Source organism: Iodidimonas muriae, assembly GCF_014647255.1.
GTDB classification, from domain to species: Bacteria; Pseudomonadota; Alphaproteobacteria; order Sphingomonadales; family Rhodothalassiaceae; genus Iodidimonas; species Iodidimonas muriae.
On the sequence record NZ_BMOV01000001.1, the window covers coordinates 202,321 to 218,105 of the forward strand.

The window sequence follows — 15,785 nt, forward strand, 5'->3', positions numbered from 1 at the left end:
GGAATATGTGCGCAATTGGGGGCGCCAAATTTGGTGGCTTGGGGCCGGGAACGATCATCTGATGGGCTGTGAGGGTATTTATGTATCTTGAATATTACGGCTTTGATCGACCACCGTTCCAGATTACGCCGGACGTCAATTTCTTTTTCGACAGCAGCGTTCACAAGCGGGCGCTGGCCACCATCACCTATGGATTGAGCAAATTAGAAGGGTTCGTGATCGTCACGGGCGATGTGGGGGCGGGTAAAACCACCTTGATCGAATATTTGCTAAGCCATGGGGACCTGAAAAATATTGTGGTGGCGAGAATTAGCACCACCCAACTGGAAGCGGAAAATTTGCTGGAATTGATTGCCAGCGAATTGGAATTACGCAAAAGCGGGGCCACCAAGGCGGCTTATTTACGTGATCTCAACAGCTATTTTCTACGTATTGCACAGGCCGGGAAATCGGTTTTGCTTATTGTAGACGAGGTGCAGAATTTGTCGGCGGGCGCCTTGGAAGAACTGCGCATGCTATCGAACTTCCAGAACCGCGAGCGCCCATTGGTGCAGCAATTGCTGGTGGGGCAGCCGGAATTTCGTGCCCGTTTGGCCAGTCCTGCCTGTGAACAGATCCGCCAACGGGTGATTGCCTCTTATCATTTGTCCTCGCTAACGGCTGCGGAAGTGCCTGTTTATATCGAACATCGCTTGCATCAAGCCGGGCGTAGTGTGGCGGGGCCGTTTACCAAAGGCGCTTATCAGCGCATTCATAGGGAAACGGGCGGGGTTCCGCGAAAAATCAACCGTTTGTGTGACCGGCTGTTGCTTTATGGCTTTTTGGAAGAATGTCCGGAAATTGACGGCACGGTGGTGGACCGGGTAACGGCGGAAATGCGGGCGGAGAATTTGATCGATTCACCGGCCCCCATAGACACCGATGACGGTATCGATGAGCCGCTGGACCTCAATGATGCCCATCGCATCACCGATGAAAATGCTGCAAAGCAGGTGACGCCTCGGGCGGATCAAAACCCGCAAGCCGCTCCCGAAATTGTGCCGGAAATGCCGCAAGCAGTGCCGCACCCGCCTATGGAGGTGGTGATGCCGAACCCCAAGCCATTGCTTGATACCATGGCCCGGTTGCGCCGTGAACTGGATGCCCATAAAGCGCATATTGCGCGTCTTCAAGCCCGCCTTGAAAGTGAATCAGGCAAGCGAGGTGCTGCATGACCAATCGAACCGGGCACTATGAAGCAGGCCATCAAGATCGCTTGTCTGCCGGCTCGCCGATCCTCAACGCCATGAGCGTGGATGTGGAGGATTATTTTCAGGTGTCCGCTATGGAGCCTGTGGTGTCGCGCGATGACTGGGATGGATTTGCGTGTCGGGTGGAGCAAAACACCCACCGGATTCTGGATTTGTTCGATCGCCACGGAGCCACCGCCACATTTTTCACCTTGGGCTGGGTGGCAAAACGGTATCCTGCCTTGGTGCGCGCCATTGCCGAACGCGGCCATGAAGTTGCCAGCCACGGTATGCAGCATATGCGTGTGTCATCGCAAAGCCAAAACGAATTTCGCGCCGATATCCGCAAAGCCAAAGCCTTGTTGGAAGATGCCGCAGGCGTGGCCGTGCGCGGCTATCGTGCCGCCAGCTTTTCCATGACCAAGCAAACCGATTGGGCGCATCGGGTGCTTGCGGAAGAAGGCTATGCCTATAGCTCCAGCATTTATCCCATCAAGCATGATCATTATGGCATTCCCGATGCGGAGCGCGGGGCGTATCACCCCCTTGAAGGGAGCGATTTTCTGGAAATACCCATCAGCACCATAGAAATTGCCGGTAAACGATTGCCTTGTGGGGGCGGCGGCTATTTCCGGCTTTTGCCTTATGGCCTGTCCCGTTGGATGATGCGGCGTGTGAACCGTCGCGACCGGATGCCCTGCATTTTCTATTTTCACCCATGGGAGGTGGACCCAAGCCAGCCGCATATGGATGGCATAGGGATGAAAACCCGGTTCCGCCATTATACCAATCTTTCAAAGATGTATCCCCGATTGGATCGGCTGTTAAGCACAGGGCCTTGGCGGCGGATGGACGAGATTTTTTTGACGCGGCAGGAGCAGTGAATGCACGGAATGCAGGCGATCAAATTATCCACCCTGACCGATGATCGTCACGATCAATGGGATCGCTTTGTGCGGAGCCATTCCGATGGCACCTTCTTTCACTTGTCTGGCTGGCGAACGGTGATGCACCGTGCCTTCGGGCATGAGACGCATTTTCTGATTGCTGAACGCGATGGCGTCATTCTTGGGGTTTTGCCTTTGGTGCATCTCAAGAGCCGCCTGTTTGGAAGCAGCCTGGTTTCTACCGCCTTTTGTGTTGTGGGCGGGCCTTTGGTTACGGACCCGGCTGCCTTGGCTGCCCTTGATGATGCCGCCACCACTTTGGCGCAAAAACTGGGGGTGGGGCATTTGGAATATCGCCTGCGCGCTCCTTTGCATGATGATGATCATCATTGGGAGCGGTGCTCGGATCTTTATGTCACGTTTCAAAAAGAAATCTCGGCCAAAGACGACGACAATCTGAAGGCTATTCCCAGAAAGCAGCGCGCTATGGTGCGCAAAGGCATCAAACTCGGTTTGGCGGGAGAAGAAACCGCCGATCCGGATGCCCTTCACGGGATTTATGCGCAAAGTGTGCATAATCTGGGTACGCCGGTGTTTTCCCAAATGTATTTTCGGGTGCTGAAAGAGGTGTTCGGCGATCAGTGCGAATTATTGCTGATCAAATCGGCGGCGGAAACCGTCGCGGGTGTGATGTCCTTTCGTTATAATGGCGTTGTCCTGCCTTATTATGGTGGTGGATCAATGGCCGCACGGGCCGTTGCCGGTAATGATTTCATGTATTGGGAGGTGATGCGCCGGGCGGCGGCACGTGGCGACCGGATCTTTGATTTCGGCCGCAGCAAATGCGGCACCGGATCTTATAATTTCAAGAAATATTGGGGCTTCGAGCCAGAGCCATTGCATTATGAATATCGTTTGATTGCCGCCAAATCGGTCCCTGAAAACAATCCGCTCAATCCAAAATATCGCCTTGCCATCAAGGCATGGCAGAAAATGCCTTTGTGGCTTGCCAATAAGATGGGCCCATTTTTGTCAAGATCATTGGGCTGAAGGGGGCGAAGCTGATGCGTGACATGCCGATAGAAAAGCAAGCACTTGCCCAATCATCAAAAGATGCGCTGCGCCGTGGATGGGGCGTGACGGCTGTTTTGCTTGTGATGATGGGGCTGATTTTCCATAAGGCTGTCTGGTCTATGGTCACTGTGTGGATGAATTCCGCCACCTATGGCCATGGCTTTTTGATCGCTCCGGTGGCGATATATCTGGCGTGGGACAAGCGGCACTTATTGGCGCAGCTTCCTGTGCGCCCGTCTCTTTTCGGGGTGGGCTGGATTTTCGGTGCGGGCCTTTTATGGCTGGTAGGGGAATTGATGGCCGCCAATGTTTTGCAGCATTTGGCGGTGGTCGGGTTCATACAGGGGGCCGTGCTGGCCATCATGGGGGTTTCTGTCGCCCGTGTTTTGATGTTTCCCCTTGGCTATCTGTTTTTCATGGTTCCTTTTGGCGATTTTGCCATCCAGCCCTTGCAGCAATTGACGGCGGATTATTCCACAGCGCTTTTGCGGTGGAGCGGCGTGCCGGTGTTTCATGAAAATTGGATCATTGTGATCCCCGGCGGCACATTCCTTGTGGCGGAAGCCTGTGCCGGCGTACGGTTTTTGATCGCCAGTCTGGCATTGGGAGTCTTGATTTCAGGCACCATGTTCCAAAGCTGGGCCAAGCGGTCTTTTTATATGCTGCTGTCTGTTCTGGTGCCGATACTGGCCAATGTGGTGCGTGCTTATGGCATTGTGATGATCGCCCATTTAAGCAACTTTGAATTGGCTGTGGGGGTGGATCACCTTGTTTATGGCTTTGTGTTCCTATCGTTTGTGATGCTGCTTTTATTCGGCATTGCGTGGATGATGCGCGATCCGCTCCCTCAGGGTCCGGCACAGCCATTGCCCCGGGAAGAAGGGGCCGCCCGATCGGCCTCTATGGGATATATTCTGGGGGTCTTTATGGCAGCCCTTTTCATCAGCCTTGGGCTGCGGCTTTATGCGTTCGATATGATGCGGGGCGATGCCATTTCTCCGGTAACCCTACATGCCCCCGCAGCATCGGGCGACTGGCAGTTGCTGGGCCGCGCTGGTCCGGGGCAATGGCAGGGTAGCTTTGTCGGGGCCGATGGTCAGGCCACATGGCTGTATTCCAATGGCGATCATAGGGTGTCTTTGTTCGCGGCCTATTATGGGGATGAAGCCCCCGGCAAGGAACTGATCGCCGGTCGCAACAACCTCACCGGCAGCAAAGATCTGGAAGCGATAAAATCCGGGATCACAAAAGAGGATGTCTTTGGCTATGGGCTGGTGCCCGCCAGTTATCTGATTGTCCCCGAAGGCACTGGGGGGCGCCGTTATGTCTGGTATTGGTATGTGCTGTCCGATGATGTGACGGCGCGGCAGGCGGATGTAAAGGTGGCAAGCCTTGCGGCAAAGCTGTCGGGCGGACGTGCCGAAGGCATGATCGTTGCGGTATCCATGCTGGTGGAAACGCCGGAAGATGTTGCGATCGTTGGTGATTTTCTAAATGCGGCGGGGCTTCATGAAAGCCTGAACGCAGGTGGATTCGCTCCTTTTGTGACAACAGATATACAATAGGCAAGGCAAAGCAGTATGTGCGGACTTACAGGTATTTTCGATCTTGGGGATCGACGCTCCGTTGACCGCGCGATGCTGCGGGAGATGAATGATGCCATCGGCCATCGTGGGCCCGATGATGACGGATTTTATGTTGAACCGGGGGTCGGGCTTGGCCATCGCCGCCTGTCGATTATTGATCTGGCTGGCGGGCATCAGCCCATGTTCAATGAAGATGAAACCATATGCGTTGTTTATAATGGCGAGATTTATAATTTCGCCGCACTTGCCCGGACGCTTTCAGAAAAAGGACATCATTTTCAGACCCGCAGCGATACGGAAGTGATCGTTCATGCCTGGGAAGAATGGGGCCCGTCTTGCGTGGAACATTTCCGCGGCATGTTTGCTTTTGCCCTTTATGATAAAAACCGCCAAACGCTGTTTCTGGCCCGTGACCGGCTAGGCATCAAACCGCTTTATTATGCCTTTACAGATGATGGGTTCTTGATTTTCGGGTCCGAGTTGAAATCCTTGCTGCCCTATCCCGGCTTGGGGCGTGAACTGGACCCGCGCTCGGTGGAGGATTTCTTTGCATTAGGTTATGTGCCTGATCCGCGGTCCATTTATAAATCGGTACAGAAACTGGCACCGGCCCATATTCTGGTGCAACAGCGTGGAAAGGCACCGGCCAGCCCCCATGCTTATTGGGATATGCGGTTCGACCGAAATGACGGGATTCCGGAAGGCGAGCAGGCGGACGCTTTGCGCGCCAATCTGGAAGAGGCGGTGCGTATTCGCCTTGTGTCAGAGGTGCCTTTGGGGGCGTTCTTGTCCGGCGGTGTCGATTCCAGCGCGGTGGTGGCGATGATGGCCAAAGCGCAGCCGGACCCGGTGAATACATGCTCTATTTCGTTTGGCGACAAGGATTATGATGAGTCCCTATATGCGCGAAAAGTAGCCAAGCAGTTCAAAACGACACATCATGAACGCTTGGTAGACCCGGAAGATTTCGATCTTCTGATGCACTTGCCGCAGATTTACGACGAACCTTTTGCCGATAGTTCGGCGCTTCCCACCTATCGTGTGTGCGAGGAAGCGCGGCGGCATGTGACTGTGGCTTTGTCGGGGGATGGCGGTGATGAAGTGTTCGCGGGCTATCGGCGCTATCGCTGGCATGATTATGAAGAGCGCGTCCGCAGAGTTTTGCCGCAAGCTTTGCGCGGGCCTCTTTTTGGCCTTGCCGGCGGGATTTATCCCAAGATGGATTGGGCCCCCCGCCCATTGCGCGCCAAATCCACCCTTCAGGCCTTGGCCCGATCGTCGGCGGAAGGGTATTTCCACAGCGTTTCCATTCTGTCCAATGATGTGCGGGAATCCCTGTATTCCGAGGCTTTTAAACGCGATCTGCAAGGCTATCGGGCGGTGGAGCTGATCCAGCACCATATGGAAAAAGCCCCCACCGACCATCATTTATCGCGGGCGCAATATGTGGATATGAAAACCTATTTGCCCGGCGATATCCTGACAAAAGTGGATCGGGCCAGCATGGCCCATTCCTTGGAAGTGCGGGTGCCCTTGCTGGATCATCAGTTTGTGGAATGGTCCGGCTCTGTTGCGCCATCGCTGAAGCTGAGAAACCGTGAAGGCAAATACATCTTCAAGAAATCCTTGGAGCCAATGCTGCCCAATGATGTGCTGTATCGGCCCAAAATGGGCTTTGCGGTGCCGCTGGCCCGTTGGTTTCGCGGCCCTTTGAAAGCGCGGGTGCGTGAAGCGGTGTTGGGCGGCGCATTGTTTGAAAGTGGCTTTTTTAATCAGGCCTGCCTTCACCAGCTGGTGGAAAGCCATATGTCCGGCGTCCGCGATCACAGCCAGCCTTTATGGGCGTTGATGATGTTTGCGGGATTTCTGGATCGTGTTCATGGGAAAAAAGCAAAGGAAACTCAGAAAGTTGCTGTTTAAGGGAAGTGTCTTTTGTATTTTGCCGGTTGTCTGGAAAAGATCAAAATTAAGATATTTTTACGAAAAAGCATTTACGCAAAGAATTGCGTTAAATATTAACACGCCATGTGGCATATATTTGTTCAAAAGCTGACAGGGGTGTATTCGGGGGATCATGGCTTTATCTAACAACGCACGACCATTTTATGCATTGGCGATCATCGAATGTATGGTGATGGCAATGTGTTTTGCTGTGAGCTTTTGGGCGCTGGACAATCAGTCACTCTTGGACAGCATGCCCCGCACGGCGATAAGTGTGGCGTCCGTTTGTATCCTTATTGAACTGATGATGTTGGCGGTTGGTCTGTTTACTTGGCACATTTCAACCGGCTATGCGGATCTGATGGTGCGCGTATTGGCGGCTTTTGCCATTGGATATGCGGCCTATGCGATCATGGTTTATATGATCGGCTATTTGCGCCTTCCGCCTGATATCCTGCTTCTTGCGCTGGCCATGGCGTTTCCCAGCGTTTTGCTTTTGCGCCTGGCCTTTGTGCGCCTGACAAAATTATCGCAGCTTAAAACACGGGTGCTGGTTTTGGGTACCGGCGGGCAGGCCGCGCGGATTCAAAAACTGGAGCAGGAAGGGCGGTCCAACCGGTTTTCAACCATTGGCTTTGTGGCGCTTGAAAAACTATCGCCGCGGGTGGATCAGGACCAGATCGTTGATATGCCGGACGATCTGGCCGCCTATGCAAAAAGTCAGGATGTGGATGAAATCGTGGTGGCGATGGAAGAACGCCGGGGACAACTGCCCTTGACGGCTTTGATCAATTCCCGCCTGAGCGGCATTAATGTGACCGAATATCAAACCTTTTGTGAGCGGGTTCAGGAACGGATCGATCTGGATGCCTTGAAGCCCAGTTGGTTTTTCCAAAGTGGTGGGTTTCGGTCCAGCCCTTTCCATCGGATTCTGAAACGAATTTTCGATATTCTGCTTAGTCTCGCCTTGTTGATTTTCACCATGCCCTTGTTGATCATCACCGCCATTGCCATTCGTTTGGAAAGCCCCGGCGGCGCCTTTTATCGGCAAGAACGGGTGGGGCTGGGCGGCAAGCCGTTCATATTGATCAAATTCCGTTCCATGCGGGATGATGCGGAAAAAGATGGTGAGGCGCAGTGGGCCCAGAAATCCGATCCGCGCGTGACCCGGATCGGTGGCTGGATTCGCAAATCCCGCATTGATGAGATTCCGCAGGTTCTCAATGTCTTGAAAGGCGATATGAGCTTTGTGGGGCCGCGCCCTGAACGGCCGATGTTTGTGAAGATGCTCACCGATGACATCCCCTTTTATCAAGAGCGCCATAGCGTGCGGCCAGGGATTACCGGTTGGGCGCAGCTGAATTATCCCTATGGGGCTTCAACGGAAGACGCGCGGCAAAAGCTGCAATATGACCTGTTCTATATCAAATATTTCAGTCTGGTTTTTGATCTGTCCATCGTGTTGCAAACCCTGCGTGTGGTGATCTGGTCCGATGGGGCGCGTTAAGGAAGGCATGGCGGTTTCCGGACGGGACAAAAGGGTAAAAAATACCTCTGGTCTTGCACCACTGGTTCTGCATGTTTTCCCCACCTTTGCCCCCGGCGGTGTGCAACTGCGCATTGCCAAGATCATGGAGCAATTGGGCGGCGCTTACCGGCACCAGATTTTGGCACTGGATGGCAATCAATCGGCCTCTTTGCACCTGTCCGACATGGTTGAAGCAGGCTTTGTCGATCCTGAATTTGCGCAATCCGGCCTTGGGTCTGTTTTGGCTCTTCGCCGGTTCTTACGACGTCTCGCGCCGGATCTGCTGTGCACCTATAATTGGGGGGCGATGGATTGGGCGCTGGCCGGGCGTTTCACCGCTCTTCCACATCTGCATTTTGAAAGCGGTTTTGGGCCGGAAGAGGCGGAAAAACCATTACGACGCCGCTCTTTGATGCGCCGCCTTGCCTTGTCGAAGGTGCATAAACTGGTGGTGCCGTCGCATAGTCTTTATCGCCTTGCGCTTTTTGAAAAATGGGTGCTCCCAAAGCGCTTGATGCTTATCCCCAATGGCGTGGATACGGCGTGGTTCAGGCGGCCCGGGAAACAGGCAGATCACATAAACCGGTTCAATGTGGTGTCTGTCGCCCCTTTGCGCCCCGAGAAGCGGCTTGACCGGCTGTTGACGGCCTTTGCGCAGTTTTTGCCAACCAATCCCGAAGCGCAGCTCATACTTTTGGGCGAAGGCCAATGTCGGCCCGCCCTTGAAGATCAAGCCAAAGCATTAGGGATTGCCGGGCATGTGCAGTTCAAGGGCCATGTGGCGGATATTCGACCCATGCTGTTTGAAGCCGATCTGTTCGCCATGACATCACAAACCGAGCAGATGCCCAATGCGCTGTTGCAAGCCATGGCGGCGGGCTTGCCGGTGCTTGCCTATGATGCGGGGGATATTGCACGGATAGTACCCATAAAAGCCCGCTCTTTTGTGTATCCGCAAGAGGATGCATCGGGATTTCGGCAAGGATTGATGCACTTGGCCCGGGACTGGCCCTTGCGGCAAAAGCTGGGGGAATTGTGTCGCCAACAGGCCGTTACGCATTATGATTTGCCGCAGATGGTGGCCGCCTATGGGGCGCTTTACCAAGATGCATTGGACCGTTGAATGAACCTGCTCGTTTTCTCCACATTATTTCCCAATGCGCGCCAGCCCCATCATGGCGTGTTTGTTGAAAACCGGCTGCGCCATTTGCAGGCCATGAGCGGTTATCATGCGCATATTGTGGCACCTGTGCCGTGGTTTCCGTCCCGTCATCCAAAATTCGGGGTCTATGCGGATTATGCGGGGGTACCTGGTTTCGAGCAAAGGCACGGCCTGAGCATCTATCATCCGCGATATATGGTGGTGCCGAAAATGGGCATGCTGCTTACACCCTATACGCTTTATCTTTCAGCGCGGCGGGTGGTGCGTCGATTGCTGAGCGAAGGACATCGGTTTGATTTGCTCGACGCCCATTATTTTTATCCTGACGGGGTGGCGGCATCCTTGTTGGCGCGGGAATTTGATCTTCCCTTTACGATTACGGGCCGTGGTACGGATCTGAATTTGATCCCGAAATACAAATTGCCTCGCCGCATGATCCGGAAGGCGGCTGAACGGGCCGACGGGTTGATTACGGTTTGTGCAGCGCTTGCTGATGATCTGGCGGCTCTTGGTATCGACCGCGATCGGGTGACGGTTCTGCGCAATGGTGTGGATTTGATCGGGTTCTCCCGTGATGAAGCTAGGGCTTCGTCGCTGCGGACTTCTTTGGGCATAAAAGGCCCGGTGCTGGCCTCTGTGGGGCATTTGATCGAACGCAAAAGCCATGATCTGGTGATCAGGGCGCTGGCCCATATGGGGCGCGGGAGCCTTTTGATCGCAGGAAAAGGACCGGAAGAAGCGGCTTTGAAACAGCTTGCCAAAGATTTGAATGTGGCCGACCGTGTGCATTTTCTGGGGCTGATCCCCCATGCACAGCTTTCGGCCATTTATAGCGCTGCGGATGTGTTCGTTTTGGCCTCGTCGCGGGAAGGGTGGCCCAATGTGCTTTTGGAAAGCATGGCCTGCGGGACGCCGGTTGTGGCGACGGCGGTCAATGGGTCGCCTGAAGTGGTGCAAAGCCCTGTGGCCGGGCGCATCGTTCCCCAAAGAACGGCAGAGGCTCTGGCCGCAGCGATAGAGGATGTTCTCAAAGCTCCGCCATCCGCTGCCCATGTGCGCGGCTATGCGGAAGGGTTTTCCTGGGAGGAAACCAGCCGTGGGCAGATGGATCTGTTTACCGGCATTTTGGCGAAAAAAGGCCGCACATCGGCTTGATAGCGGCCCAAAGCTGGATTTTAAAAGCGCATGGTTGCGGACAGGCTGATGGAATTTTCAGTAAAGTCCTGAATATCCAACGATGAAGCCCGCGTCGAGATACCATAGCTGAGGGTCAGGGCAAGCCGTTGAAATCCGGTATAGGTCAGCGATGCATTGCCGCGATAATCCGTATCGTCGCGGGCTTGACTATTGATTGCCGCCGCCGAAAAATCCCGATCCGTTATGGAGCCAGAGGCATTGAAGGTCAGGTCGCGGTTGATGGGTTGGGTCAGGCTGATCTGGCCGCGGAGTGTTTTTTCATCGGTGGTGTTCCCGCTTGCGAGCTCGATTTCATTACGCTGCCAACTGCCATTCATACTGATCGTGGTCGTTCCAAAGCGCCCGGAAAGACGCGCCGACGCGGATTCGGTCTTGGTGGCCGTATTGCGTAGGGAAAAAGGCAAACCGGGCGGTTGCAATGGGTCAATGTCCCCCGGTGTGGTGGGGAGAGCGTCCAGCAAACGTTCCTGATCGAGCTGCACCCGTTCGTCATAAGACAGGCTCAATTCAAAAGTTTGCCCAATGGCGGTGTTGAACGATCCATTGACGGTTTTTGTGCCGTCCCGTTGACCGCCGGTGATTTCCAATCGGGTGCGCGGTGAAGGAGTCCAGCGAAAGCCCCCCATATAAAGCGGGTCGTCAACTTCCCGACCCGAGCCGCCGCCATTGAATTTTTGGTAGCCGCCACGGGCGATCAGCGTGAAACTTTCGCTCAGATCATAGGTTGCTTCAGCGACGATGCTGGTGCGTTCGCGGTCTGTCTGGTTGCTTTGGTCGAAATAGGAATAGCTCCCGGTCAGTTCCTAATTCAGCGCTTGGCGCTGATTTTGCGAACGAATGGTCACAATTCCGGTATTTTCCCAAGTGTCTGTCGCTTCTTGTCCGGCTAGCAAGGTGGGATTGAACGGATCCGGGTCACTGGCTCCGATCAGCACCAATCCGGTGCGATAGCGGGTTTCCATGGTGGCAATATCCCCAAGCCGGTTGGTCACATAAGGGCTAAGGCGATAGCTTTGGACCACTTCGGTATTGGCGATATTGCTGACAGTTGCAGATTGTCCCCGCCGGGTATCCGTTTGCTGGCGGGAAATAGACAAGGCGGCATCGGTGAACAGCAATCCTTCAACCAATTCGGTTGAAGCTGCCCCCAACATATCGGGGGCGATGGTCAGTTCGTCATCGGTATTCGTGCGATATTGCAAGCGTAATTGCGCCGTTAGGTCCGCCTGAAGACGCGCCGTATCATAAGCCACGCGAACGGCCGGCACCAATTCGGTGATGAAGGAGTCTTCCTTAAATCCGCTGGGGCGCAGATTGAGATTGTCGCTATAACTTTGCGACACCGTCATGGAAGGCTCGATACTGCGCTCGCCAGCCAAAAAGCTTTCCGGGATAAAAAGAATATCGCCGGGCTTCAAAGGCGTATCCGCTCCCAGATTTTTGCCGGATTGGATATCCCCCAACCGCAAGGGAATGCGCCGTTCCTGACCATTTTCCCGGCGGATGATGGCCGCTTTATTGGCCGCGGCGGTTTTCGGTACCCCGCCAATGGTGGTCAAAACCGATAAAGCGGTGAGATCCGACCGATAAGGGACTGTACGCGGCGGCAAGGCATTGCCGATGATGCGAATACGGTCGTCATAGGTGCCCGATGCCAGTGTCACGGTGACGGTTACATCAGGGGCGGTATAATAACGGGCAAGGGCGTCTTCCAGATGGGCGGCCAAATCATCCGTTGTGCGGCCAACGGCCTCCATATCCCCCAAAAGGGGGAGGGCGATCCGGCCATCGGGACGCACCTGAAAATCGCCGGATATATCGCTATCACCGCGTATAATGATGCTCAATTCATCTTCGGGGCCGATTTCATAGATATATCCCGTATCAGCCGGGCCGGAACCGACCACTTCGGGGCTTGATGATTGAAGAACAAACGGGATGGTGAAAGACGTATCTTCCGCAAAGGCTGCCTTTTGAGGGAAAAGTGCCAACAGGCCGAAGGCCAAAGCCGTGGAGCCATAAAGCGCGGTATAATGCGCGGCCTTGGCCGACAATGGTCTTTGCCACGCCTTCTTGTCGTGCTTTTGCTGATCTCCCGTCCTTTGACGGACGTGCGTTTCAAATTGACGATACATGGTCTTTAAGTTCCCCTAGCAGCCCGCCCTTAGAAAAAGGTAACGAGTTCTTGCCCTTAATTCCACTGATCCCTAAAGATAAATTCCTACCCTGAAATAGCGCGCGGTCCAACATGCGAATTTTATATCATCATCGAATTCTGGCCGCCGACGGCATGCAGGTGCATGTGAAGGAGTTGGTCGGTGCCTTTGATCGCCAAGGCCATCAGGTTCATATGGTGGGGCCGCAAGCCGCAAAATCCGATGGCAAACAAACGCTGACCGGACGATTGGGGGATTTGCGGGCGCACTTTCCTGCCGTTTTGGGCGAAGTGCTGGAGGCGGGTTACAATTTCAAAGCGTATCCGCCTTTGAAGCGGGAGGCCCATGCGGTTTCTCCGGATTTTATTTATGAACGTTATAATTCGTTTTTGCTGGCGGGCCTGTGGCTGAAACGCCGGCTTGGCATACCCTATCTCATCGAGGTGAATGCGCCTTTGTGCCATGAGCGGGCCCTTTTAGGGAATTTGCAGCTTCAGGGGCTGGCCCGTGCGATGGAACGCAAGGTCTGGCGAGGGGCGGATGCGGTGTTGCCGGTGAGCGATGCTCTGGCGGATTATGTGCGCCGGGAAGGTGTGGCTGAGGACCGCATCCATGTGATCCCCAATGGCGTGCGGCCCGAGCTTTATCGTGATATTCGAAATGGCACGCTGCGCACCAAGCTGGGCTTGGACGGTAAAACCGTGTTTGGCTTTGTGGGCTATGTTCGGGAATGGCATGGGCTGGATCGGGTGCTTCATGCTTTTGCACATTTGGCCGACCCCGATCTGCATCTGCTTATTGTGGGGGAAGGCCCGGCCAGCGAAGCTTTGCGCCAAACAGCGCAAGATCTTGGCATTGCCGCGCAATTGACCTTTACCGGTGCTCGCCCGCATGAAGAGATCCCCGCTCTTTTGGGGGCGATCGATGTGGCCTTGCAACCCGATGTGACCGATTATGCTTCGCCTTTGAAACTGTTTGAATATTTGGCGGCAGGATGTGCATTGATCGCGCCGGATCGGTCCAATATCCGTGAATTGGTTACAGATGGTGAAACAGCCCTGCTGATCGATCCGAAGGACGATAAAGCGCTAAGCGATGCCATTGCTGTTTTGGCACGAGACACCGTCAAACGCCGTGCTTTGGGGCAGGCGGCCCATGATCTGATCGAAAAGCGCGATTTCACATGGGACGGCAATGCCAGAAAGGTCACGAGCCTTGCGGATCGCTTGATCCGTCAGGCACCAAAAAATGGTGTGTGACCGGCTTTTTCATGAGGACTGGCTTGATGGTTTTGCTCTGCGCCCCGCAATGGATGGGCGGCGGGTGAAGCGCTTTTCCTTATCGCTTTCGTGGAATTCTTGGTGCGCGGGTTCTTCAGCCTCTTGTTTCTGAAGATAGGCAAGGAGGACGGCCGAAATCGCGATGACCGTATAAATATGGTCGAAATAGGCCAGATTTTGAAAGGCCCCCGCCGCCATATATCCCATCAGCGAGGCTTGTCCCATAGAGGCCAGATTATTGGCCCACATCAGATCCGATTTTTCTTTGGTCAGTCGGCGGACCCTTGCAAAAGCCTTCCATGTGGCCAAGAGAAGCGTAAGGAATATCCCGAGGCCGATAAAGCCATGATCCGCCAAGACTTCAAAGTAAATGCTGTGTAAAGATCGCGGACGTGACGCATTGGGAACAAGGCGCATATAGAGGTCGCTATCGAGATAAGGGCGAAAGCCACCACCGGTCAGAGGATTTTCCCTAGCCAATCGGTAGCCGAACGTCCATGCATTGAGACGCCCCATAGCCGAGGCGTCTTCTTCGTAATTTTCGATGGTTTCCATCCTGTCCACCCATTTTTGGGGGACAAAAACTGCCAGAGCGGCTCCAAAAACGATGACCAGAAAGAAAATGGTCGTGCGTTGGCGTGATTTCCAGACAAGGGCTGTTCCAACCGCCACCAGTCCCAAAAAACCACCCCGCGATGTGGTGCCGATGATGGCAAAAATCGCCAAGGTAAAAACCCCCAGAAGCCCATAGCGAATCCATTTGTTCTGGGTCTCAAGATAAAGATAGCGAATCATCGGCAGCGTCATCACCAAAACAAGCGCCAAGGCGTTGTTATCGGTAATGAAACTTTGCGGGGGGCCATAGGCATGATGGCTGCCCGCCGTAAGAATAGTGGGAATCCCGCTGCGAATACCCAAAACGCCGACGGAGAGAACGAGAACCCAAACCAAAGCGTGAATGCGCTCACGCGATGTCACCAGGATGACAGTGATAAAGGTCATGAGAAAGGTTTTTTCCGCCCGTCCCCAATAGGTCCAGACGCTTTCAGGAACTTGCGCAAAAAAACTGGTGAAGGTGACCCACAGGGCAAAAATCAACAGAATAATGACAGGAGGGGTGAGGGTGATCTTTTTTTGCTCTGCCGAAATCAGCCATGAACCAATGGTCAGTCCGGCCAGCACCATAGCGAAAGGGAAGGTGTAGGCCGCCCCATAAACAAGTCGGTGCGGATTAAGAAGGGAGATCCAGTGATAGGAATAAAGGCCGACCACGGGGGAGATGAAAATCAATGGCACCAAGATGAGAACACAGACAAGAAGAAAAAGGGATGAAAGTGTCATGCAGTGTCCTTGACTTGTCTTTTCTACGGCGACGCAGGTGCTTTTGTTACGTGTTCCGGGTTGCTTTATAGCTTATATGACGGGGCTTATCGCCGTGCTGCATATGGCCGTTTTCGTGTGTTTTTCGTGGCCGCCTTCAAAGGATTTTCTTTGGGCTTTGAGCGCATTTTAATGAAGCCCTTCTGGTCTTGGATTGATTTGACCCCATCATTTTTAACTAACCAAAAAACGATATACAGAATCCCAAAAACTCCCAAAAGAATAGAAAGCTGATCAATCATGGCTTTATCGGCTCCAATCGCTATTGCGAACTGTAAAAAAATCTTTGCACGGGCCTTGGAACTTGTCGAGAGTGGGCAGGGCTTAAAAAATGCGTGCCACCCCGCCAAAGATGTAAAATTCTT

Annotated in this window: 12 protein-coding genes; 9 read left to right on the top strand and 3 right to left on the bottom strand. The window is 54.0% G+C overall.

The genetic code is table 11. The features are described 5' to 3' along the window. Positions 1 to 80: 80 nt before the first annotated feature. From IEX96_RS00890 to IEX96_RS00925, 8 genes are all read left to right on the top strand, one after another. Entirely contained in the window at positions 81 to 1,214 is a 1,134-nt protein-coding gene (locus tag IEX96_RS00890) for an ExeA family protein (RefSeq protein WP_150004675.1), read from the top strand. A gap of 71 nt (positions 1,215 to 1,285) precedes the next feature. Next, positions 1,286 to 2,113 carry an XrtA system polysaccharide deacetylase gene (locus tag IEX96_RS00895; RefSeq protein WP_150004814.1) on the top strand — a complete coding sequence of 276 codons (828 nt, stop codon included), beginning with the start codon at positions 1,286 to 1,288 and terminating at the stop codon, positions 2,111 to 2,113. Next, positions 2,114 to 3,166: a FemAB family XrtA/PEP-CTERM system-associated protein gene (locus IEX96_RS00900; protein ID WP_188873327.1), complete on the top strand. Its 1,053-nt coding sequence runs from the start codon at positions 2,114 to 2,116 to the stop codon at positions 3,164 to 3,166. It begins immediately after the preceding gene. Between the two features lie 14 nt (positions 3,167 to 3,180). Beyond that, positions 3,181 to 4,755, top strand: a complete 1,575-nt coding sequence (xrtA, locus tag IEX96_RS00905) for an exosortase A (RefSeq protein ID WP_150004676.1) — start codon at positions 3,181 to 3,183, stop codon at positions 4,753 to 4,755. Between the two features lie 15 nt (positions 4,756 to 4,770). Then, entirely contained in the window at positions 4,771 to 6,696 is a 1,926-nt protein-coding gene (locus IEX96_RS00910) for an XrtA/PEP-CTERM system amidotransferase (protein WP_150004677.1), read from the top strand. Between the two features lie 154 nt (positions 6,697 to 6,850). Beyond that, positions 6,851 to 8,224 carry a TIGR03013 family XrtA/PEP-CTERM system glycosyltransferase gene (locus tag IEX96_RS00915; RefSeq protein WP_150004678.1) on the top strand — a complete coding sequence of 458 codons (1,374 nt, stop codon included), beginning with the start codon at positions 6,851 to 6,853 and terminating at the stop codon, positions 8,222 to 8,224. Then, positions 8,211 to 9,368 carry a glycosyltransferase family 4 protein gene (locus IEX96_RS00920; protein WP_150004679.1) on the top strand — a complete coding sequence of 386 codons (1,158 nt, stop codon included), beginning with the start codon at positions 8,211 to 8,213 and terminating at the stop codon, positions 9,366 to 9,368. The genes IEX96_RS00915 and IEX96_RS00920 overlap by 14 nt, the downstream gene beginning before the upstream one ends. Next, complete coding sequence (locus tag IEX96_RS00925) at positions 9,369 to 10,562, top strand: glycosyltransferase family 4 protein (RefSeq protein WP_150004680.1); 1,194 nt, start codon at positions 9,369 to 9,371, stop codon at positions 10,560 to 10,562. It begins immediately after the preceding gene. A 20-nt stretch (positions 10,563 to 10,582) separates the two neighbouring features. Here IEX96_RS00925 and IEX96_RS00930 read toward each other — a convergent pair whose 3' ends face one another. Then, positions 10,583 to 11,230 (bottom strand): outer membrane beta-barrel protein, encoded by a 648-nt coding sequence (locus tag IEX96_RS00930; protein ID WP_150004681.1) that lies wholly within the window; start codon positions 11,228 to 11,230, stop codon positions 10,583 to 10,585. Between the two features lie 177 nt (positions 11,231 to 11,407). Further along, positions 11,408 to 12,658, bottom strand: coding sequence for a TIGR03016 family PEP-CTERM system-associated outer membrane protein (locus tag IEX96_RS00935; protein WP_229773440.1), 1,251 nt, complete (start codon positions 12,656 to 12,658; stop codon positions 11,408 to 11,410). Positions 12,659 to 12,852: 194 nt separating this feature from the next. On the opposite strand from IEX96_RS00935, the gene IEX96_RS00940 reads away from it, so the two are divergent. Further along, positions 12,853 to 14,019, top strand: coding sequence for a glycosyltransferase family 4 protein (locus IEX96_RS00940; RefSeq protein ID WP_150004683.1), 1,167 nt, complete (start codon positions 12,853 to 12,855; stop codon positions 14,017 to 14,019). 9 nt (positions 14,020 to 14,028) lie between these two features. Here the strand turns inward: IEX96_RS00940 and IEX96_RS00945 are convergent, their stop codons facing one another. Continuing rightward, the gene (locus tag IEX96_RS00945; protein WP_150004684.1) at positions 14,029 to 15,381 is read right to left on the bottom strand and encodes a putative O-glycosylation ligase, exosortase A system-associated; all 1,353 of its coding nucleotides are present in this window, start codon (positions 15,379 to 15,381) and stop codon (positions 14,029 to 14,031) included. Positions 15,382 to 15,785 lie beyond the last annotated feature (404 nt).

Coding starts and splice junctions, on each gene's coding strand:
- IEX96_RS00910 (WP_150004677.1), top strand. CDS start 4,771: ATGTGCGGACTTACAGGTATTTTCGATCTTGGGGATCGACGCTCCGTT.
- xrtA (WP_150004676.1), top strand. CDS start 3,181: ATGCGTGACATGCCGATAGAAAAGCAAGCACTTGCCCAATCATCAAAA.
- IEX96_RS00945 (WP_150004684.1), bottom strand. CDS start 15,381: ATGACACTTTCATCCCTTTTTCTTCTTGTCTGTGTTCTCATCTTGGTG.
- IEX96_RS00900 (WP_188873327.1), top strand. CDS start 2,114: ATGCACGGAATGCAGGCGATCAAATTATCCACCCTGACCGATGATCGT.
- IEX96_RS00895 (WP_150004814.1), top strand. CDS start 1,286: ATGAGCGTGGATGTGGAGGATTATTTTCAGGTGTCCGCTATGGAGCCT.
- IEX96_RS00930 (WP_150004681.1), bottom strand. CDS start 11,230: ATGGGGGGCTTTCGCTGGACTCCTTCACCGCGCACCCGATTGGAAATC.
- IEX96_RS00925 (WP_150004680.1), top strand. CDS start 9,369: ATGAACCTGCTCGTTTTCTCCACATTATTTCCCAATGCGCGCCAGCCC.
- IEX96_RS00890 (WP_150004675.1), top strand. CDS start 81: ATGTATCTTGAATATTACGGCTTTGATCGACCACCGTTCCAGATTACG.
- IEX96_RS00915 (WP_150004678.1), top strand. CDS start 6,851: ATGGCTTTATCTAACAACGCACGACCATTTTATGCATTGGCGATCATC.
- IEX96_RS00920 (WP_150004679.1), top strand. CDS start 8,211: ATGGGGCGCGTTAAGGAAGGCATGGCGGTTTCCGGACGGGACAAAAGG.
- IEX96_RS00940 (WP_150004683.1), top strand. CDS start 12,853: ATGCGAATTTTATATCATCATCGAATTCTGGCCGCCGACGGCATGCAG.